The sequence below is a fragment of the Pantoea sp. OXWO6B1 genome (genome assembly GCF_001641135.1).
Classification (GTDB): Bacteria; Pseudomonadota; Gammaproteobacteria; order Enterobacterales; family Enterobacteriaceae; genus Pantoea; species Pantoea allii.
Genome location: NZ_LWLR01000001.1, coordinates 229,830 through 248,228, shown reverse-complemented (window position 1 = coordinate 248,228; position 18,399 = coordinate 229,830). Strand labels below are relative to the sequence as shown.

Genomic DNA, 18,399 nt, shown 5'->3' with positions numbered 1-18,399 from the left:
TCCTAACTGGACGCACGCTCCAGGCGTTTCCAGGGTAACACTTCCCTGACAACTGGCGCGTGCGGCTGGCGAATTTTCTTCAGGAGCAACTGTACGCTGCGTGCACCCAACTGATACATCGGTTGCTCTATGGTGGTCAACGGCGGATTCAGGCTACTGGTAAACGGGATACCGTCAAAACCGACCACAGCGAGATCGTCCGGTACGCGCAAGCCAGCTTCCAGCGCCGCATGGACCACGCCAACTGCCAGCACATCGGAAACGGCAAAGACAGCGTCCGGTCGTTCTGGCAGGCGCAACATCTCCTGTAACGCCCGGCTGCCTTCCTCACAGGAAATGCCTTCGGTATACACCACCTCTGCCCAGCCTAAATCCGACTGTTCGATGGCCTGGCGATAGCCCTGCTCACGATACTGGGAATACAGATAACGCATGTCGCCATTCACCAGCGCGATGCGCTTGCGGCCCCTGGCGGCAAGGTAATGTATGGTGTCACGGGCGGCTTCAAGATGATCAATGGAGACCGAGGAGGCCGCAATCTGTGGATCAAACTCACAGCACTGAATCCAGGGCGAATCGCCGATGATATCAATAAGGCTTTGCAGGCCGGCCGCCGCGTCCATCGTAATGACGCCATCAACCACTTTGCCTGTTAACAGCGTCAGGTAAGCGGCCTCACGTTTAAACTGTGAGGCAGAATTACACAGCAGGATGTGGTAACCGTGCATTTCTGCTTCCGCTTCAATGCCTTGCACCACCCGGGCGCAAAAGGGATTGGTGATATCTGAAATCAGTACCAGCAACATATGGCTTTGCGAGGTACGCAGTTGACGGGCTAACAGGTTGGGTTGATAGCCGCTTGTGGAAATGGCATCCAGCACTTTCTGACGCGTATCCGCCTTCACACCTGGGTGAGCGTTAAGCACGCGGGATACCGTGGCCTTAGACACGCCAGCTAACAGGGCAACTTTGTCGATCGACATCGAACTCGCAGACCTCACCAGGGAGCAAATAATAGCGCATATCAATAGCACAACCTGCATGTGAGCGCCTGACAAATTTATGGCTTTTTGTCTGAATTTTAATTTGCATATAACGGCAATCTATTGCAGATGATGATCTAAGAATTTCTTTCTATTAGGGATAACTTTTAATTCCTTTGTGAAATTAATCTCGCCAGCAACACTGCCCACATCATAAAAGTGATGGGAAAAAATCATGTTGAAAGGGCGATTAACGATTCTGGCTTCTGTGCTGTCACTGCTGGCCTTTCAGGCCTGCGCGGTCAATGTGACGGTGGCTTATCAAACCTCGGCGGAACCGGCCAAAGTGGCGCAGGCAGATAACACCTTTGCCAAAGAGAGCGGTGCGACGGTTGCGTGGCGCAAATTCGACAGCGGCGCGGGCGTACTGCGGGCACTGGCCTCGGGTGATGTCCAGATCGGCAATATTGGGTCCAGTCCGTTAGCCGTGGCGGCGACGCAACAGCTGCCTGTCGAAGCTTTCTTACTGGCTTCACAGTTGGGGAATTCAGAGGCGCTGGTGGTCAAAAAAAACCTCGCCAGTCCTCAGGACCTGATAGGTAAACGCATCGCCGTCCCGTTCATTTCCACCACGCACTACAGCTTGCTCTCTGCCTTAAAACACTGGGGCATCAAGCCTTCCCAGGTTCAACTGGTGAATCTACAGCCGCCCGCCATTGTGGCAGCCTGGCAACGCGGCGACATTGACGGTGCGTACGTTTGGGCGCCCGCAGTGAATGCGCTGGAAAAGGACGGCCACGTCTTAACGGACTCTTCACAGGTTGGCCGCTGGGGATCGCCCACGCTGGATGTCTGGGTCGTGCGCAAAGACTTCGCTCAGCAACATCCTGATATCGTTACCGCCTTTGCCCGCAGCACCCTTGAGGCGCAGAAAGCCTATCTCGACAATCCCGAGCAGTGGCTTAAACAGCCCGACAATCTGCGCAAACTCGCGCGTTTAAGCGGCGTGCCAGAACAGCAGGTTCCGGCGCTGGTTAAGGGCAATACCTACCTCACCGCCGCGCAACAGGTTACGCAGTTGGAACAGCCTGTTAATCAAGCCATTGTGGATACGGCGCAGTTTTTGAAAGCGCAGGGCAAAGTGCCGCAGGCAGGCAATGATTACAGCAGTTATGTGACCAGCCGTTTTGTTGCGCCCCTGGTTAAACCCTGAGGAGAACAGCATGTTACGTATCGCTCACCTGAACGCGAGTTATGCCGGTCAGCCTGTGTTACAGGACATCACGCTGCAGCTTGATAAAAAAGCGCTGATGGTGGTTCTGGGGCCGTCAGGCTGTGGCAAAACCACCTTACTTAACCTGATTGCCGGGTTTTTACCGGTCGAATCCGGCGCGATTTCCCTGGACGAAAAGCCTGTTCTCGGGCCGGGCGCAGAGCGTGGCGTGGTGTTTCAGAGTGAAGGCCTGCTGCCGTGGCGTAACGTACTGGATAATGTGGCTTTCGGTTTACAGCTCGCCGGCATGGCGCGCCAGCCGCGTGAGGTGATTGCACGGCGCTTTATCAAAAGCGTTGGGCTGGAAGGCGCGGAAAAACGGCAGATCTGGCAGCTATCCGGTGGTCAGCGTCAGCGCGTTGGTATCGCCCGGGCGCTGGCGGCCGATCCACAGTTATTGCTGCTGGATGAGCCTTTCGGCGCGCTTGACGCGTTCACCCGCGAGCAAATGCAAACGCTGCTATTAACCCTGTGGCGTAACAGTGGTAAGCAGATTCTGCTTATCACCCATGACATTGAAGAAGCCATCTTTTTGGCCAGCGAGCTGGTGCTGCTCTCTCCGTCGCCGGGCCGGGTACAGGAAAAACTGACGCTTAATTTCGGTCAGCGTTTTGTGGAGGGCGAATCCTGCCGCAGCATCAAATCCGATCCTGATTTTATTGCTCAGCGGGAATATGTACTGAGTCGGGTATTTGAACAGCGGGAGGCATTTGTATGAGTGCGCTGGTCAATGATGAGCCGACAAGCGTGCGCCAGCGTCGCCTGCGCTGGCCTTTTTCCACCCCGTTTACGTTGAGCGCGCTAAGCCTGCTCCTGCTGCTGTTCATCTGGTGGAGTGTGACCGCGCTGGGGCTGATTGCACCGCTGTTTTTACCTTCGCCACAGCAGGTGGTGCGAAAGCTGCTGTTGGTTGCCGGTCCACAAGGCTTTATGGACGCCACGCTGTGGCAGCATTTGTCCGCCAGCCTGACACGTATGCTGATTGCCTTAACTGCGGCAGCGGCGATCGGCATCCCGGTGGGGATTGCCATGGGCATCAGCCCGGTGGTACGTGCGCTGATCGACCCGTTGATTGAGCTTTACCGGCCCGTGCCGCCGCTGGCGTATTTGCCCCTGATGGTCATCTGGTTCGGTATTGGTGAGACATCGAAAATATTGTTGATTTTTCTGGCGATATTTGCCCCGGTGGTGCTGTCGACGGTCGCTGGCGTGCGCAATGCGCAGCAGGTGCGTCTGCGCGCGGCGGCGTCGCTGGGAGCGAACCGCTGGCAGCAGCTGCGTTGGGTCATTTTACCCGGCGCCTTGCCAGAGATACTGACGGGATTACGAATTGGCCTTGGTGTGGGATGGTCAACGCTGGTGGCCGCCGAGCTCATCGCGGCCACCCGGGGTTTAGGTTTTATGGTGCAGTCGGCGGGTGAGTTTCTGGCGACAGATGTGGTGCTGGCGGGGATCGCGGTTATTGCCGTGGTTGCGTTTAGTTTAGAGCTGAGTCTGCGTGCGCTGCAGCGCCGCCTGACGCCCTGGAATGGAGAGCAAAAATGAACGAAAAGTTAGAGATTAAGCCACTCGGGCCTTTTATTGGTGCCCAGGTTGGCAACCTTGATGTATCCCGTCCGCTCAGTGACGCGCAGTTTGAACAGCTCTATCATGCGCTGCTGCGCCACCAGGTCCTGTTCCTGCGTGAGCAGGTTATTACGCCCGAACAGCATCGTGCGCTGGCGATTCGCTTTGGCGATCTTCATATCCACCCGGTTTATCCGCATGCGGAAGGCGTTGAAGAGATCATTGTTCTGGATACGCACCAGGATAATCCGCCAGATAATGATAACTGGCACACCGATGTGACCTTTATTCAAACGCCGCCAGCCGTGGCGTTGCTTGCGTCCAAAGTGCTGCCGGAGTGTGGCGGTGACACGCTGTGGACCAGCGGCATCGCGGCGTATGAGGCGCTGTCTGCGCCTTTTAAAACCTTACTGGCTGAACTGCAGGCTGAACATGACTTTACAAAATCGTTTCCCGAATACAAGCACCGCAACACGCCAGAGGAGCATCAGCGCTGGCAACAGGCCGTCGCGAAAAACCCACCGGTGTACCATCCGGTGATCCGTACGCATCCCGTCAGCGGCAAAAAAGCCCTGTTTGTGAACGAGGGATTTACTACCCGAATCATGGATATCCGTCAGAAAGAGAGCGAGGCGCTATTGGGCTTCTTGTTTGCCCACGTGACGAAACCGGAGTTTCAGGTGCGCTGGCGCTGGCAGCCAAACGATTTGGCCATATGGGACAACCGGGTTACACAGCACTATGCGAATGCGGACTATTATCCAACACGGCGGGTGATGCAACGGGCAACGGTGCTGGGCGATAAACCCTATTGAACCGTACCGGACGCTGAGCCGGTACGGCGGTGTGAACTCAGATGGGATGAAGACGTCCCAACGCAGCCGCCTGGATCAGGCGGTGAGCATCGTTTCCAGTTGCTCCTGCGCCTCCAGCCAGGCCATCTCCACCTCTTCCAGCGCCGATTTACTCTCGGCCTGCTTCTGTAGCGCGGCAGTGAGATCGGCCTTACGCTGCTGTTCGTAGATGGCGCTGTCCGAGAGTAGTGCTTCGGCGTCGGCGAGCTGGCTTTGCCATTTCGCCATCTGCTTTTCTAATTTCTCAATCTCTTTGCGCAGCGGCTGGGTTTGCGTCCGTAGCTCCGCCTCACGGCGCTTCTGATCCTTACGGGCCTGGGCGCTGTTGCCATTGTCCTGCTTAGGTGCCGCGTCCTGCTGCGTCTGCTGTTTTTGCAGATCGCTCAGCCACTGCTGATAATCTTCCAGATCGCCGGGGAACACATCGACGCTGCCATCGTGAACCAGATAGAGATCGTCCGTTGTGGCGCGTAACAGATGGCGATCGTGCGAGACCACCACTAACGCCCCTTCGAAATCGATGAGCGCCTCGGTTAATGCCTGACGCATATCCAGATCCAGATGGTTGGTGGGTTCATCCAGCAACAGCAGGTTAGGGCGCTGCCAGACGATGAGCGCCAGCACCAGGCGTGCCTTTTCTCCACCGGAGAACCGTTCGGTGATCTCCGTGACTTTATCGCCCTGAAAGCCAAAGCCGCCAAGGTAATCACGTAGCTGCTGCTCTAACACTTTCGGTGCGATACGGGAAAGGTGCTGTAAAGGCGATTCGTCGGCACGCAGGAATTCGAGCTGATGCTGGGCGAAGTAACCCAGCTTAATGCCTTTTGCCAGGCCAATCTCGCCCACCTTCGCGCTAAGCTCGCCAGCCAACAGCTTGATCAGCGTGGATTTACCGGCACCGTTGCGGCCCAGCAAGCCAATACGTGAGCCGGGCACCAGGTTAAGCTTAATGGCATCAAGAATAATGCGATCGCCATAGCCTGCGGTCACTTTTTCCATTTTCAGCAGCGGATTAGGCAGACTTTCCGGTGCGCGGAAGCTGAAACTAAAGGGATTATCGACGTGCGCAGGCGCAATCAGCTCCATGCGCTCCAGCATCTTAATGCGGCTTTGGGCCTGCTTCGCTTTGGTCGCCTGAGCGCGGAAGCGATCAATATATTTTTGCAGGTGAGCCACTTTTTCCTGCTGGCTCTGATATAACGCCTGCTGCTGTGCCAGCTTGGCTACGCGCTGGCGTTCGAAGGAGCTGTAGTTGCCGGTGTACTCGATCATCGTTTGCTGCTCGATGTGGATAATTTTATCCACCACAGGATCAAGGAAGTCGCGATCGTGTGAGATTAGAATCAGCGTGCCTTCATAGCTTTTCAGCCAGCGCTCCAGCCAGATAACCGCATCCAGATCGAGGTGGTTAGTCGGTTCGTCCAGCAACAGCAGGTCTGAACGACACAGCAACGCCTGCGCCAGGTTAAGTCGCATGCGCCAGCCGCCAGAAAAATCACTCACCGGACGCTGAAGCTGTTCCTGACTAAATCCCAGCCCGTGCAACAAGCTTGAGGCACGTGACTGAATCGTCCATGCCTGAATGGTGTCGAGCTTAGCGTGCAACAGGGCGATGGCATTTCCGTCATTGCTGCTGTTCGCCTCTGCCAGTTCCGCTTCAAGCTGGCGGTACTCGCGATCGCCATCGATGACATAGTCAAGGGCAGCCTGGCTCAGGGCAGGAGTTTCCTGATTAACCCAGGCGAGTGACCAGTTGCTGGGAAAGGTGAAGGAGCCAGCATCGCTGCTGATCTCGCCTTTCAGCAACGACAGCAGCGTGGATTTTCCACAGCCGTTTTTACCCACCAGCCCGACTTTTTGGCCGGGATTGATGGTAGCGGTCGCGTTATCGAGCAGGACGCGAATACCGCGGCGAATTTGTAGGGCAGAGAAGACAATCATAAGCGCCGTATCGTCAGAATATGTTAATTTACCTGCAACATAATTGGGTTCTTGTTGCGTTGTGCATGGTAGCGGAAATCTGCACCAATGACGACGCTTTGGAGGGAAAGGATGTCGCAGCCACCTAAGATTTTGCTGCTATTTGCTCATCCTGAAGCACAGGATTCGAAAGCAAATCGCATTTTGCTGGAGGCGGCTGAGAAAACAGAACATGTCACCGTTCACGATCTCTATGCTGCCTACCCGGATTTTTTTATCGATGTCTACCACGAGCAGCAGCTGCTGCGTGAGCATGATGTGATTATTTTTCAGCATCCGCTCTATACCTATAGCTGTCCGGCGCTGTTAAAAGAGTGGCTGGATCGCGTACTGTCGCGGGGGTTTGCCAACGGCGTAGATGGTAATGCGCTGGAAGGAAAATACTGGCGCAGCATTGTGACCACAGGAGAGCCAGAAACGGCGTTCCAGAAGCACGGGCTTAACCGTTATTCCATGAATGACATTTTGCGCCCCTTTGAGCTGACGGCGCAGATGTGCCGTATGCACTGGATGCCGCCGATGATTATCTACTGGGCCCGCCGCCAGCACCCCGATTTACTGAAAAATTATGCCCGCGCATACAGCGACTGGCTGGCAGCACCGCTGCCGAATGGAGGGTTATAAATGGAAGGACAAACGCTGCTGACCGCGGGAGTGATCTATCTGGTCGCGGCGGTACTGATCGTACCGGTAGCGGCGCGCCTCGGTATTGGCGCAGTTTTGGGATATTTGCTGGCCGGTATTGCTATCGGACCCTGGGGACTGGGTTTTATTAGCGACGTTGACGAGATCCTGCACTTTTCCGAGCTGGGCGTCGTGTTCCTGATGTTCATCATCGGGCTGGAACTTAATCCGGCAAAGCTGTGGGCGCTGCGCCGGTCCATTTTTGGTATTGGCGCGGCGCAGGTCATTTTTTCAGCGGCGATTCTGGGCACGCTGCTGTGGCTGACGAAGTTTGACTGGCGAGCCGCGGTCATTGGCGGTATTGGCCTGGCAATGTCATCCACGGCGATGGCGCTCCAGCTGATGCGCGATAAAGGCATGAATCGCAGCGAATCCGGGCAGTTAGGTTTTTCGGTGCTGCTGTTTCAGGACCTGGCGGTGATACCGGCTCTGGCGTTGATTCCACTGTTGGCAGGAAATGACAGCGGCAGCATCGACTGGATGAAAGTGGGCATGAAGGTGCTGGCCTTTGCCGGCATGTTAATTGGGGGCCGCTATTTGCTGCGCCCCATTTTTCGCTATATCGCGGCCTCGGGCGTACGCGAGGTGTTTACCGCGGCTTCATTGTTGTTGGTGCTGGGTTCGGCGCTGTTTATGGATGCGCTGGGCTTATCCATGGCGTTAGGGACGTTTATCGCCGGTATCCTGTTGGCGGAAAGTGAATACCGGCACGAGCTGGAAGTGGCGATCGAGCCGTTTAAAGGTTTACTGCTGGGGCTGTTTTTTATTTCGGTAGGCATGGCGCTGAATCTTGGCGTGCTCTATACCCATATTATCGCGATCTTGCTGGGCGTACTGGTGCTGGTGGCGGTGAAGATCCTGGTTTTGTATGTGCTGGGACGGATTTATGGTTTGCGCAGCTCGGAGCGCCAGCAGTTTGCCGGTGTACTGAGCCAGGGCGGAGAGTTTGCCTTTGTGCTGTTTTCTGCGGCCTCATCGGCCAAACTGTTTTCGGGCGATCAACTGCCGCTCCTGCTGGTTACCGTAACCCTGTCCATGATGACCACGCCACTTCTGATGCAGGTCATCGATCGGCTGTTAGCGCGTCGTTTTAATGAAATTGACGAAGATGCTGAAAAGCCGTTCGTCGAGGACGATCAGCCCCAGGTCATCGTGGTGGGCTTTGGTCGTTTTGGTCAGGTCGTTGGTCGTTTACTGATGGCGAACAATAAACGTATCACGGTACTGGAGCGGGATATCAGCGCAGTGAGCCTGATGCGAAAATATGGCTACAAGGTTTATTATGGTGATGCCACCGAGCTGGAGCTGCTACGTGCGGCGGGTGCGGCCAGTGCGCAATCCATCGTAATTACCTGTAGCAATCCTGAAGATGCCATGACGATTGTGCATCTCTGCCAGCAGCATTTTCCGCATCTGCATATCATGGCGCGGGCTCGCGGCCGCGTAGAAGCCCATGAACTGCTGCAGGCAGGCGTCACGCAGTTCTCGCGTGAAACCTTCTCCAGTGCGCTGGAGCTGGGCCGCAAGACATTGATGTCGCTGGGGATGCATCCGCATCAGGCGCACCGTGCGCAGCAGCACTTCCGTCGGCTGGATATGCGTATGTTGCGGGAACTGGTGCCCGCCCAATCTGACAAGGCACAGATTTCTCGGGTACGTGAAGCTCGGCGTGAACTTGAAGATATTTTTCAGCGCGAAATGCAGCACGAAAGGCGTCAGATCCATGACTGGGACGACGATGAGTAATCAGAAGAGGCAGGTAGAGCATCATGCGTAAACGTTTTATTGCCGGTGCGGTTTGTCCGCACTGCCAGGAAAAAGACACGTTGGCTATGTGGCGCGAAAACAATGTCGATGTCGTTGAGTGTGTGAAGTGCGGCCATCAAATGCGCGAAGCGGATAAACAGGCGCGCGATCAGGTTCGTGGCAATGAGCAAGTGATAGGCATTTTCCATCCAGAGTAGCGAAATGGCCCAGCTTTTTTTAAGCTTAACCACACAGCGGGATTGAATTCCGTTACAATTGACGCCATTAACGCTGTGGTCGCAAGAGAAAAAGACAGCCTCTTGTACTCAGCCCCGAACCTTTCTGGTTGGTGTTATTGCACGCAAGAATAGACCAATGAGACGGGATCTTAGTTCTCAACGGTTAGGAGATATCATGAAAGTAGCAAAAGACCTGGTGGTAAGCCTGGCCTATCAGGTACGTACAGAAGACGGTGTGTTGGTTGACGAGTCACCGGTGAGTGCACCGTTAGACTATCTGCACGGTCATGGTTCCCTGATTTCTGGTCTGGAAAACGCGCTGGAAAACCACGTAGCGGGCGATAAGTTTGACGTGCATATCCCGGCAAACGACGCTTACGGTCAGTACGATGACAACCTGGTACAGCGCGTACCTAAAGACGTCTTTATGGGCGTTGACGAATTACAGGTTGGCATGCGTTTTCTGGCGGAAACCGACCAGGGTCCAGTGCCGGTTGAAATCACCGAAGTTGAAGACGAGCATGTTGTGGTTGACGGTAACCACATGCTGGCGGGTCAGAACCTGAATTTCAATGTTGAGGTGGTTGCGATTCGTGAAGCCACACCGGAAGAGCTGGCTCATGGCCACGTTCACGGTGCTGATGGCCATCACCACGATCACGACCATGACCATGACCACGACCACGATCATGACCACGGTCAGGGTGGTTGCGGTACTGGCGGTTGCGGTTGCAGCCACTAAGTTCGACTCTGCATTTCAAGGCCACCTCCGGGTGGCCTTACTTTTTTGCGTCTTTCGGATCGCGCCAGATGTTCGGGGACCCAGGCCTGTATCAGTAATGCGGCGGTGGGGTTTCTTCTGACGGATCGGCAATCATCGATGGCGCGCTGGCTTTAAACTTCTCAAGCAACAGACGCATATGTTCGCGCATCTTACTCATTTCAAGTTCATGCTGGACCACGGTATTGTTCAGTTGATCGATAGTCATCTCCTGAAAAGCCAGTTTGCTTTCAAGCGTTTCAATACGTTGTTCCCACTCTGACTGTTGCATGACCTGTTCTCCTGTTAAGGTGCTACTCAGCGCATAATTCTAAAGGCTGACGTTGCAGAATTGCCCTATTTTTTATGTTTTATTTAGCGTTTAGCTTGAAAAAGGCCCAGATGGCATCATCTCTGGTGAAACTTCCTGACGCAAAAAAGGTCGGAAGTAGACCAGATAATTACGCTGTGGGAGTGTTCGCCACTGCCACGTAAAGTTATAGTGTGGGCCCGCAGTCCGCAATGATTCCCGAGGTGTCAGGCTTCGGTTTTGGAGAAAGGATGAAATCACTGTTCAAAGTCACATTGTTAGCTACCACCATGGCCGTCGCGCTGAATGCTCCGCTGGCAATGGCTGCAGAAACTGCAGCGGCACCGGCAGCAGCCGATGCGCCTCAGACTGCTCCTCAGGCTCCAAAAAATGCAGCCTTCAAAAATGAAGATCAGCAATCTGCGTATGCTTTGGGTGCGTCACTGGGCCGTTATATGGACAACTCTCTGAAAGAACAAGAGAAGCTGGGCATCAAACTGGACAAACAGCAGCTGATTGCCGGTGTTCAGGATGCGTTTGGTGGCAAGAGCAAACTGTCTGACGAAGAGATCGAGCAAACACTGCAGGCGTTTGAAGTGCGTGTGAAAGGCGCGGCTTCAGCCAAGATGGAAAAAGATGCGAAAGAAAATGCCGAGAAAGGTGAAGCTTACAGCGCTAAGTTTGCCAAAGAGAGCGGCGTGAAGAAAACCGACAGCGGTCTGCTGTACAAAGTAGAGAAAGAAGGCACCGGTGATGCGCCGAAAGACAGCGATACCGTGGTCGTTAACTACAAAGGTACGCTGATCGACGGTACGGAGTTCGATAACTCTTACACCCGCGGTGAGCCACTGTCATTCCGTCTTGATGGCGTGATCCCAGGCTGGACCGAAGGCCTGAAGCACGTTAAGAAAGGCGGTAAGATCAAACTGGTTATCCCACCGAATCTTGCCTATGGTAAGAACGGCGTTCCGGGTATTCCAGCGAACTCTACCCTGGTCTTTGATGTTGAACTGCTTGATATCAAACCTGCACCAAAAGCAGATGAAAAAACGCAGGCACCTGCTGCTGACGCGAAGAAATCCCAGTAATCTGTCTGCCGCCACCTTCGGGTGGCGGTTTCTGCGCATTATGACAAACCTCTGGCATAAGCCCGCGACATTTGCCAGACTATCGCCTGCATAATTATCCCAATATTGAGTCTGCCCGTAAGCCGCTGTGACAGGCTCCAGCCATGTAGGGTGATGTCTTCAATGTCTAATCCATTCAATCCCGGTGAACTGAGCGACTTCGATCTTCTGGAGCAGCATCCGTTCGAGCAAACTGATTACGATATTTTAAAGTCGTATGAGGCTGTCGTAGATGGCCTTGCCATGCTGATCGGCTCGCATTGTGAAATCGTCCTGCACTCACTGGAGGATTTGAACTGTTCGGCTGTGCGTATTGCTAACGGTGAGCACACTGGTCGTAAAGTCGGATCGCCCATTACGGACTTAGCGTTGCGGATGCTGCATGATATGCAGGGCGCAGACAGCAATGTTTCCCGCGCTTACTTTACCCGTGCGAAAAGCGGTGTGTTGATGAAGTCAGTGACAATCGCGATTCGCAATCGTCAGCAGCGGGTTATTGGGCTGTTGTGTATCAACATGAACCTTGATGTACCGTTTTCACAGATTATGTCGACATTTCTGCCGCCTGAAATGCAGCAGGTTGACTCCAACGTTAACTTTGCAAGTTCGGTAGACGACCTGGTCATGCAAACGCTGGAATTTACTATTGAAGAAGTGAGCGCCGATCGCAATGTGTCGAATAATGCCAAGAACCGTCAGATCGTATTAAACCTGTATGAGAAAGGTATTTTCGACATCAAAGATGCCATCAACCAGGTTGCAGACCGCTTAAATATTTCCAAGCACACCGTGTATCTCTACATCCGTCAGTTTAAAAACGGTGACTTCCAGGGGCAGGATCGCTAATGCGTTACGCGCTGTTGGTCACGGGCCCCGCCTATGGCACGCAACAGGCGACCAGCGCTCTGCTGTTTGCCAACGCGTTGCTGGCAGCCGGCCATCAACTGGACAGTGTGTTTTTTTACCGGGAAGGCGTGCTGAATGCGAATCAGCTGACGGCACCGGCCAGTGATGAGTTTGATCTGGTCCGGGCGTGGCAGTCACTGAGCCAGGCACAGGGCGTCGCGCTGAATATCTGTGTCGCAGCAGCATTACGGCGCGGCGTGACCGATCAACAGGAAGCGTCAAGGCTGGCGTTGCCCGGCGCCAATCTGCAACCCGGCTTCATGCTGGCCGGCTTGGGTGCGCTGGCTGAAGCGGCACTGCGGTGCGAACGCATGGTGCAGTTCTGATGAATCGTGTTGCGTTTGTCTTTACCCGTGCGCCGCATGGCACCAGTGCAGGTCGTGAAGGGCTGGATGCTGCCTTGGCGACCGGTGCATTAAGCGATGACATCGGCCTGTTTTTTATTGGTGACGGTGTACTTCAGCTCAACAGTGGGCAACAGCCAGAAAATATTCACAGTCGTCATTATGCCGCGACCTTTGGTGTGCTGGCGCTGTATGATATCGAGCAATGTTACCTGTGTCGGGACGCGTTGCGGGTTCGCGGTTTAGCGGAAAGTGCTCCGCGTATTTTGGATGCTGAGATTTTAGATGCGCCGTTACTGCGTCAAAAACTGGCTGGCTTTGACCGAATCCTGACTTTTTAAGAGCGAGTCATGCTGCATACTTTATTTCATTCGCCGGCTTACAGCGACATTGATACGCTGTCCTTACTGTTGAGCCCGGACGACGACCTGTTATTGTTGCAGGACGGCGTACTGGCAGCGATCCAGGGCAGTAGGGCGCTGGAAAAACTGAGCGCCTGCGGTGTAAAACTCTGGGCGCTGCAAGACGATCTGAGCGCACGCGGGCTGAGTGAGCAAATTTCTCCCATTGTGCAGCCAGTAGACTATACTTTTTTCGTTGCGTTAACGGTAAAACATCGACAACAAATGGCCTGGTAATTCGCTGACCCCCTGGTTATTTCTTGACACCCTTTTGACACAGCCCTAAAATTCTGCCTCCTCGTAATTCTACGAGGTGATTTATTACGTGTTTACGAAGCAAAAAGCTAAATCCCAGGAGCTATTTAATGGCAACAGTTAACCAGCTGGTTCGCAAACCACGCGTCCGCAAAGTTGCAAAGAGCAACGTGCCGGCGCTGGAAGCTTGCCCGCAGAAACGTGGTGTTTGTACTCGTGTGTACACTACCACTCCTAAAAAACCAAACTCAGCACTGCGTAAAGTTTGCCGTGTGCGTTTGACTAACGGTTTTGAAGTTACCTCCTACATCGGCGGTGAAGGTCATAACCTGCAGGAACACTCCGTGATCCTGATCCGTGGCGGTCGTGTTAAAGACTTGCCAGGTGTGCGTTACCACACCGTCCGTGGCGCGCTGGACTGCTCAGGTGTTAAAGACCGTAAGCAGTCACGCTCCAAGTACGGCGTGAAGAAGCCAAAGGCTTAATGGTTCTCCGTTAAGTAAGGCCAAACGTTTTAACTTAAATGTCAAACTAAACTCGTAGAGTTTTGGACAATCCTGAATTAACAACGGAGTATTTCCATGCCACGTCGTCGCGTCATTGGTCAGCGTAAAATTCTGCCGGATCCTAAGTTCGGATCAGAGCTGCTGGCTAAATTTGTAAACATCCTGATGGTAGATGGTAAAAAGTCTACTGCCGAAACTATCGTCTACACCGCGCTTGAGACCCTGGCTCAACGCGCTGGTAAAGATGGCCTGGAAGCGTTCGAGGTTGCTCTCGAGAACGTGCGTCCGACTGTCGAAGTTAAGTCACGTCGCGTTGGTGGGTCTACCTACCAGGTTCCAGTTGAAGTCCGTCCGGTTCGTCGTAATGCCCTGGCAATGCGTTGGATTGTAGAAGCTGCTCGTAAACGCGGTGATAAATCTATGGCTCTCCGCCTGGCGAACGAACTTTCTGATGCTGCAGAAAACAAAGGTACTGCAGTTAAGAAACGTGAAGACGTTCACCGCATGGCAGAAGCCAACAAGGCGTTCGCACACTACCGCTGGTAACAGCTTCGTAGTTGTTATTAACCCAGCGGGCGTCCCAGTGACTCACCTGCTGGGCTTTTTTAACTTAGAACGTCTAAGAATCAGAGGAATCAAATGGCTCGTAAAACACCCATTGAGCGCTACCGTAACATTGGTATCAGTGCCCACATCGACGCCGGTAAGACTACAACTACCGAACGTGTTCTGTTCTACACCGGTGTAAACCACAAAATCGGTGAAGTCCATGACGGCGCAGCAACCATGGACTGGATGGAGCAGGAGCAGGAACGTGGTATTACCATCACGTCTGCTGCGACCACCTGTTTCTGGTCTGGTATGGCTAAGCAGTTTGAACCACACCACGTAAACATCATCGACACCCCGGGACACGTTGACTTCACCATCGAAGTTGAGCGTTCTATGCGTGTGCTTGATGGCGCAGTCATGGTTTACTGTGCGGTTGGTGGTGTTCAGCCACAGTCTGAAACCGTATGGCGCCAGGCGAACAAATATAAAGTTCCACGCATTGCGTTCGTTAACAAAATGGACCGCATGGGTGCTAACTTCCTGAAAGTTGTTGATCAGATGAAAGCGCGCTTGGGTGCAAACCCAGTTCCACTTCAGCTGGCCATCGGCGCAGAAGACGGCTTTACCGGTGTTGTTGACCTGGTGAAAATGAAAGCTATCAACTGGAACGATGCCGATCAGGGCGTTACCTTCGTATACGAAGATATCCCAGCTAATATGCAGGAACTGGCTGAAGAATGGCGTGCGAAGCTTGTTGAAGCTGCAGCTGAAGGTTCTGATGAGCTGATGGAGAAATTCTTCGGCGGTGAAGAACTGACAGAAGAAGAGATCAAAACATCTCTGCGCAAACGCGTTCTGAAGAACGAAATCATCCTGGTTACCTGTGGTTCTGCATTTAAGAACAAAGGTGTTCAGGCGATGCTGGATGCGGTTGTTGAATACCTGCCAGCACCGACTGACGTTACCGCGATTAACGGTATGCTGGACGACGGTAAAGACACGCCGGCTGAGCGTCACTCAGACGACAAAGAGCCGTTTGCTGCACTGGCGTTCAAAATCGCTACCGACCCGTTTGTTGGTAACCTGACCTTCTTCCGCGTTTACTCTGGTGTGGTTAACACTGGCGACACCGTGTTCAACCCGGTTAAGTCAAACCGTGAGCGTCTGGGCCGTATTGTTCAGATGCACGCCAACAAACGTGAAGAGATCAAAGAAGTTCGTGCGGGCGACATCGCAGCAGCGATCGGCTTGAAAGACGTAACCACGGGTGACACGCTGTGTGATCCAGACAACGTCATCATTCTTGAGCGCATGGAATTCCCTGAGCCGGTAATCTCTATCGCCGTTGAGCCGAAAACCAAAGCTGACCAGGAAAAAATGGGTCTGGCTCTGGGTCGTCTGGCGAAGGAAGATCCATCATTCCGCGTATGGACTGATGAAGAAACCAACCAGACCATCATCGCCGGTATGGGTGAGCTGCACCTCGACATCATCGTTGACCGTATGAAGCGTGAATTCAACGTTGAAGCAAACGTGGGTAAACCACAGGTTGCTTATCGTGAAGCGATCCGCTCTAAAGTTACCGGTATTGAAGGTAAGCACGCCAAGCAGTCTGGTGGTCGTGGTCAGTACGGTCATGTTGTTATCGACATGTACCCACTGGAGCCAGGTTCGAACCCGAAAGGTTACGAATTTGTCAACGATATCAAAGGTGGTGTAATTCCTGGCGAATTCATCCCTGCGGTTGATAAAGGTATCCAGGAGCAGTTGAAATCAGGCCCACTGGCCGGTTATCCGGTTGTGGATCTGGGTGTTCGTCTGCACTTCGGTTCTTACCATGACGTTGACTCCTCTGAGCTGGCGTTTAAACTAGCCGCGTCTATTGCCTTTAAAGATGGCTTTAAGAAAGCGCAGCCAGTTCTGCTTGAGCCTATCATGAAGGTTGAAGTCGAGACCCCAGAAGAGAACACCGGTGACGTAATCGGTGACCTTAGCCGTCGTCGTGGTATGCTCAAAGGGCAAGAATCTAACGCTACTGGCGTTCAGATCCACGCTGAAGTCCCGCTGTCTGAAATGTTCGGATATGCAACTCAGCTGCGCTCTCTGACCAAAGGTCGTGCTTCGTACTCCATGGAGTTCCTGAAGTATGACGACGCGCCGAACAACGTTGCGCAGGCCGTTATTGAAGCTCGTAGCAAATAAGCTACGGTTTAAATTTGAACTGATGCCTTCGTCCAAAGTGATGAAGGCATAACGTAAGGAATATCGCCATGGCGAAAGAGCAATTTCAACGTAACAAACTGCACGTAAACGTGGGCACCATCGGTCACGTCGACCACGGTAAAACCACCCTGACTGCAGCTATCACTACCGTTCTGGCTAAAACCAACGGTGGCCAGGCGCGTGCGTTCGACCAGATCGACAGCACCCCGGAAGAAAAAGCACGTGGTATCACCATCAACACTGCACACGTTGAGTATGAAACCCCGTCTCGCCACTATGCGCACGTTGACTGCCCAGGCCACGCCGACTATGTGAAAAACATGATCACCGGTGCTGCGCAGATGGACGGCGCGATCCTGGTTGTTGCTGCGACTGACGGCCCAATGCCGCAGACCCGTGAGCACATCCTGCTGGGTCGTCAGGTAGGCGTTCCTTACATCATCGTGTTCCTGAACAAGTGTGACATGGTTGATGACGAAGAGCTGCTGGAACTGGTTGAGATGGAAGTCCGTGACCTGCTGTCACAGTACGACTTCCCGGGCGACGATACTCCAATCGTTCGCGGTTCAGCTCTGAAAGCGCTGGAAGGCAACCCAGAGTGGGAAGAGAAAATCGTTGAGCTGGCTGGTCACCTGGATAACTACATCCCGGACCCGGTACGTGCAATCGATATGCCATTCCTGCTGCCAATCGAAGACGTATTCTCAATCTCTGGTCGTGGTACCGTTGTGACCGGTCGTGTAGAGCGCGGCATCGTTAAAGTCGGCGACGAAGTTGAAATCGTGGGTATCAAAGATACTGCGAAATCAACCTGTACCGGCGTTGAAATGTTCCGCAAACTGCTGGACCAGGGTCAGGCAGGCGAAAACTGTGGTGTTCTGCTGCGCGGTATCAAGCGTGAAGACATCCAGCGTGGTCAGGTACTGGCTAAGCCGGGCTCAATCAAGCCACACACCAAGTTTGAGTCAGAAGTCTACGTTCTGTCTAAAGACGAAGGTGGCCGCCATACTCCGTTCTTCAAGGGCTACCGTCCACAGTTCTACTTCCGTACCACAGACGTGACCGGTTCAGTAGAGCTGCCAGAAGGCGTTGAGATGGTCATGCCGGGCGACAACATCAAAATGGTTGTTACCCTGATTCACCCAATCGCAATGGACGAAGGTCTGCGCTTCGCCATCCGCGAAGGTGGCCGTACCGTTGGCGCGGGCGTTGTTGCTAAAGTTATCGCTTAATTGTGATATCTGATGTGACTGCTTACGCGGTCACAGCAAAATAAAAAAGAGCACTTCGGTGCTCTTTTTTTTGCTTTAAATCGTTCAAAACGCATTTTCCCTTACAAAGGGTAGGTTTGAAATAAAAACGATTCGCATTTACACTGTGTGCACGAAATAGACTGAGTGATGAATAAATGTACGTCTGTCTGTGTAATGCCATCAGTGATAAAACCCTCCGTGAAGTCGTGCGCCGCTATCAGCCAAAATCTATTCAGCAACTGCGCCAAATCGTGCCAGTAGGAAAGCAATGCGGTAAATGCATTCGTGTCGCCCGTGAAATCATGGACGATGAGATGCAGCAGGTTCCGCAGTATAAAGAGATAGCCTGAAGGCTTTCGTCATCGGACATGATAATACCCACAATTTTCATCGCGTTTTTTTGACTTCTTTTTAACCGCATCTACGCTCAAATAAAC

General features: G+C 53.4%; 21 protein-coding genes. 18 read left to right on the top strand and 3 right to left on the bottom strand.

What is annotated here, in order from left to right:
• Positions 1-2: 2 nt before the first annotated feature.
• A complete protein-coding gene (locus tag A6A26_RS03535) occupies positions 3-983 on the bottom strand; it encodes a LacI family DNA-binding transcriptional regulator (protein WP_063877485.1) in 981 nt (326 codons plus the stop codon).
• Between the two features lie 235 nt (positions 984-1,218).
• On the opposite strand from A6A26_RS03535, the gene tauA reads away from it, so the two are divergent.
• From tauA to tauD, 4 genes are read left to right on the top strand one after another with little or no spacing between them, the layout of a single operon-like run.
• Positions 1,219-2,196 (top strand): taurine ABC transporter substrate-binding protein, encoded by a 978-nt coding sequence (gene tauA / locus A6A26_RS03530; protein WP_063877484.1) that lies wholly within the window; start codon positions 1,219-1,221, stop codon positions 2,194-2,196.
• A 10-nt stretch (positions 2,197-2,206) separates the two neighbouring features.
• Positions 2,207-2,974, top strand: a complete 768-nt coding sequence (gene tauB, locus A6A26_RS03525; RefSeq protein ID WP_063877483.1) for a taurine ABC transporter ATP-binding subunit — start codon at positions 2,207-2,209, stop codon at positions 2,972-2,974.
• Positions 2,971-3,801 (top strand): taurine ABC transporter permease TauC, encoded by an 831-nt coding sequence (tauC, locus tag A6A26_RS03520; protein ID WP_063877482.1) that lies wholly within the window; start codon positions 2,971-2,973, stop codon positions 3,799-3,801. The genes tauB and tauC overlap by 4 nt, the downstream gene beginning before the upstream one ends.
• Positions 3,798-4,637, top strand: a complete 840-nt coding sequence (tauD, locus tag A6A26_RS03515; RefSeq protein WP_063877481.1) for a taurine dioxygenase — start codon at positions 3,798-3,800, stop codon at positions 4,635-4,637. Before tauC ends, tauD begins: the two co-directional genes overlap by 4 nt.
• Positions 4,638-4,712: 75 nt before the next feature.
• Here tauD and A6A26_RS03510 read toward each other — a convergent pair whose 3' ends face one another.
• Positions 4,713-6,617 carry an ABC transporter ATP-binding protein gene (locus A6A26_RS03510; RefSeq protein WP_063877480.1) on the bottom strand — a complete coding sequence of 635 codons (1,905 nt, stop codon included), beginning with the start codon at positions 6,615-6,617 and terminating at the stop codon, positions 4,713-4,715.
• Between the two features lie 111 nt (positions 6,618-6,728).
• Between A6A26_RS03510 and kefG the strand changes: the two genes are divergently transcribed.
• The 4 genes from kefG to slyD all read left to right on the top strand — a co-directional run bounded on the left by kefG (position 6,729) and on the right by slyD (position 10,067).
• Entirely contained in the window at positions 6,729-7,280 is a 552-nt protein-coding gene (kefG, locus tag A6A26_RS03505; RefSeq protein ID WP_063877479.1) for a glutathione-regulated potassium-efflux system ancillary protein KefG, read from the top strand.
• Complete coding sequence (kefB, locus tag A6A26_RS03500) at positions 7,281-9,086, top strand: glutathione-regulated potassium-efflux system protein KefB (protein WP_063877478.1); 1,806 nt, start codon at positions 7,281-7,283, stop codon at positions 9,084-9,086.
• A 23-nt stretch (positions 9,087-9,109) separates the two neighbouring features.
• The gene (locus A6A26_RS03495) at positions 9,110-9,304 is read left to right on the top strand and encodes a YheV family putative zinc ribbon protein (protein WP_063877477.1); all 195 of its coding nucleotides are present in this window, start codon (positions 9,110-9,112) and stop codon (positions 9,302-9,304) included.
• 196 nt (positions 9,305-9,500) lie between these two features.
• On the top strand, positions 9,501-10,067 hold the full coding sequence (slyD, locus tag A6A26_RS03490; RefSeq protein WP_063877476.1) for a peptidylprolyl isomerase: 567 nt from the start codon (positions 9,501-9,503) through the stop codon (positions 10,065-10,067).
• 91 nt (positions 10,068-10,158) lie between these two features.
• Here slyD and A6A26_RS03485 read toward each other — a convergent pair whose 3' ends face one another.
• The gene (locus A6A26_RS03485) at positions 10,159-10,377 is read right to left on the bottom strand and encodes a protein SlyX (RefSeq protein ID WP_013027478.1); all 219 of its coding nucleotides are present in this window, start codon (positions 10,375-10,377) and stop codon (positions 10,159-10,161) included.
• 269 nt (positions 10,378-10,646) lie between these two features.
• Here A6A26_RS03485 and fkpA point away from each other — a divergent pair, with 269 nt between their 5' ends.
• The 10 genes from fkpA (at position 10,647) to bfd (ending at position 18,312) form a co-directional block, all read left to right on the top strand.
• Positions 10,647-11,483 (top strand): FKBP-type peptidyl-prolyl cis-trans isomerase, encoded by an 837-nt coding sequence (gene fkpA / locus A6A26_RS03480; protein WP_024471368.1) that lies wholly within the window; start codon positions 10,647-10,649, stop codon positions 11,481-11,483.
• Between the two features lie 162 nt (positions 11,484-11,645).
• Positions 11,646-12,368 (top strand): helix-turn-helix transcriptional regulator, encoded by a 723-nt coding sequence (locus A6A26_RS03475; protein WP_063877475.1) that lies wholly within the window; start codon positions 11,646-11,648, stop codon positions 12,366-12,368.
• Entirely contained in the window at positions 12,368-12,754 is a 387-nt protein-coding gene (tusD, locus tag A6A26_RS03470; RefSeq protein ID WP_063877474.1) for a sulfurtransferase complex subunit TusD, read from the top strand. Before A6A26_RS03475 ends, tusD begins: the two co-directional genes overlap by 1 nt.
• On the top strand, positions 12,754-13,113 hold the full coding sequence (gene tusC / locus A6A26_RS03465; protein ID WP_063877473.1) for a sulfurtransferase complex subunit TusC: 360 nt from the start codon (positions 12,754-12,756) through the stop codon (positions 13,111-13,113). The genes tusD and tusC overlap by 1 nt, the downstream gene beginning before the upstream one ends.
• Positions 13,114-13,122: 9 nt before the next feature.
• Positions 13,123-13,410 carry a sulfurtransferase complex subunit TusB gene (tusB, locus tag A6A26_RS03460; protein ID WP_063877472.1) on the top strand — a complete coding sequence of 96 codons (288 nt, stop codon included), beginning with the start codon at positions 13,123-13,125 and terminating at the stop codon, positions 13,408-13,410.
• 128 nt (positions 13,411-13,538) lie between these two features.
• Positions 13,539-13,913, top strand: coding sequence for a 30S ribosomal protein S12 (gene rpsL, locus A6A26_RS03455; protein WP_006120575.1), 375 nt, complete (start codon positions 13,539-13,541; stop codon positions 13,911-13,913).
• A 96-nt stretch (positions 13,914-14,009) separates the two neighbouring features.
• The gene (gene rpsG, locus A6A26_RS03450; protein ID WP_063877471.1) at positions 14,010-14,480 is read left to right on the top strand and encodes a 30S ribosomal protein S7; all 471 of its coding nucleotides are present in this window, start codon (positions 14,010-14,012) and stop codon (positions 14,478-14,480) included.
• 93 nt (positions 14,481-14,573) lie between these two features.
• Positions 14,574-16,688 (top strand): elongation factor G, encoded by a 2,115-nt coding sequence (gene fusA / locus A6A26_RS03445; RefSeq protein WP_063877470.1) that lies wholly within the window; start codon positions 14,574-14,576, stop codon positions 16,686-16,688.
• A 68-nt stretch (positions 16,689-16,756) separates the two neighbouring features.
• On the top strand, positions 16,757-17,941 hold the full coding sequence (gene tuf / locus A6A26_RS03440) for an elongation factor Tu (RefSeq protein ID WP_013027471.1): 1,185 nt from the start codon (positions 16,757-16,759) through the stop codon (positions 17,939-17,941).
• Positions 17,942-18,117: 176 nt separating this feature from the next.
• Positions 18,118-18,312, top strand: a complete 195-nt coding sequence (gene bfd / locus A6A26_RS03435) for a bacterioferritin-associated ferredoxin (RefSeq protein ID WP_063877469.1) — start codon at positions 18,118-18,120, stop codon at positions 18,310-18,312.
• Positions 18,313-18,399 lie beyond the last annotated feature (87 nt).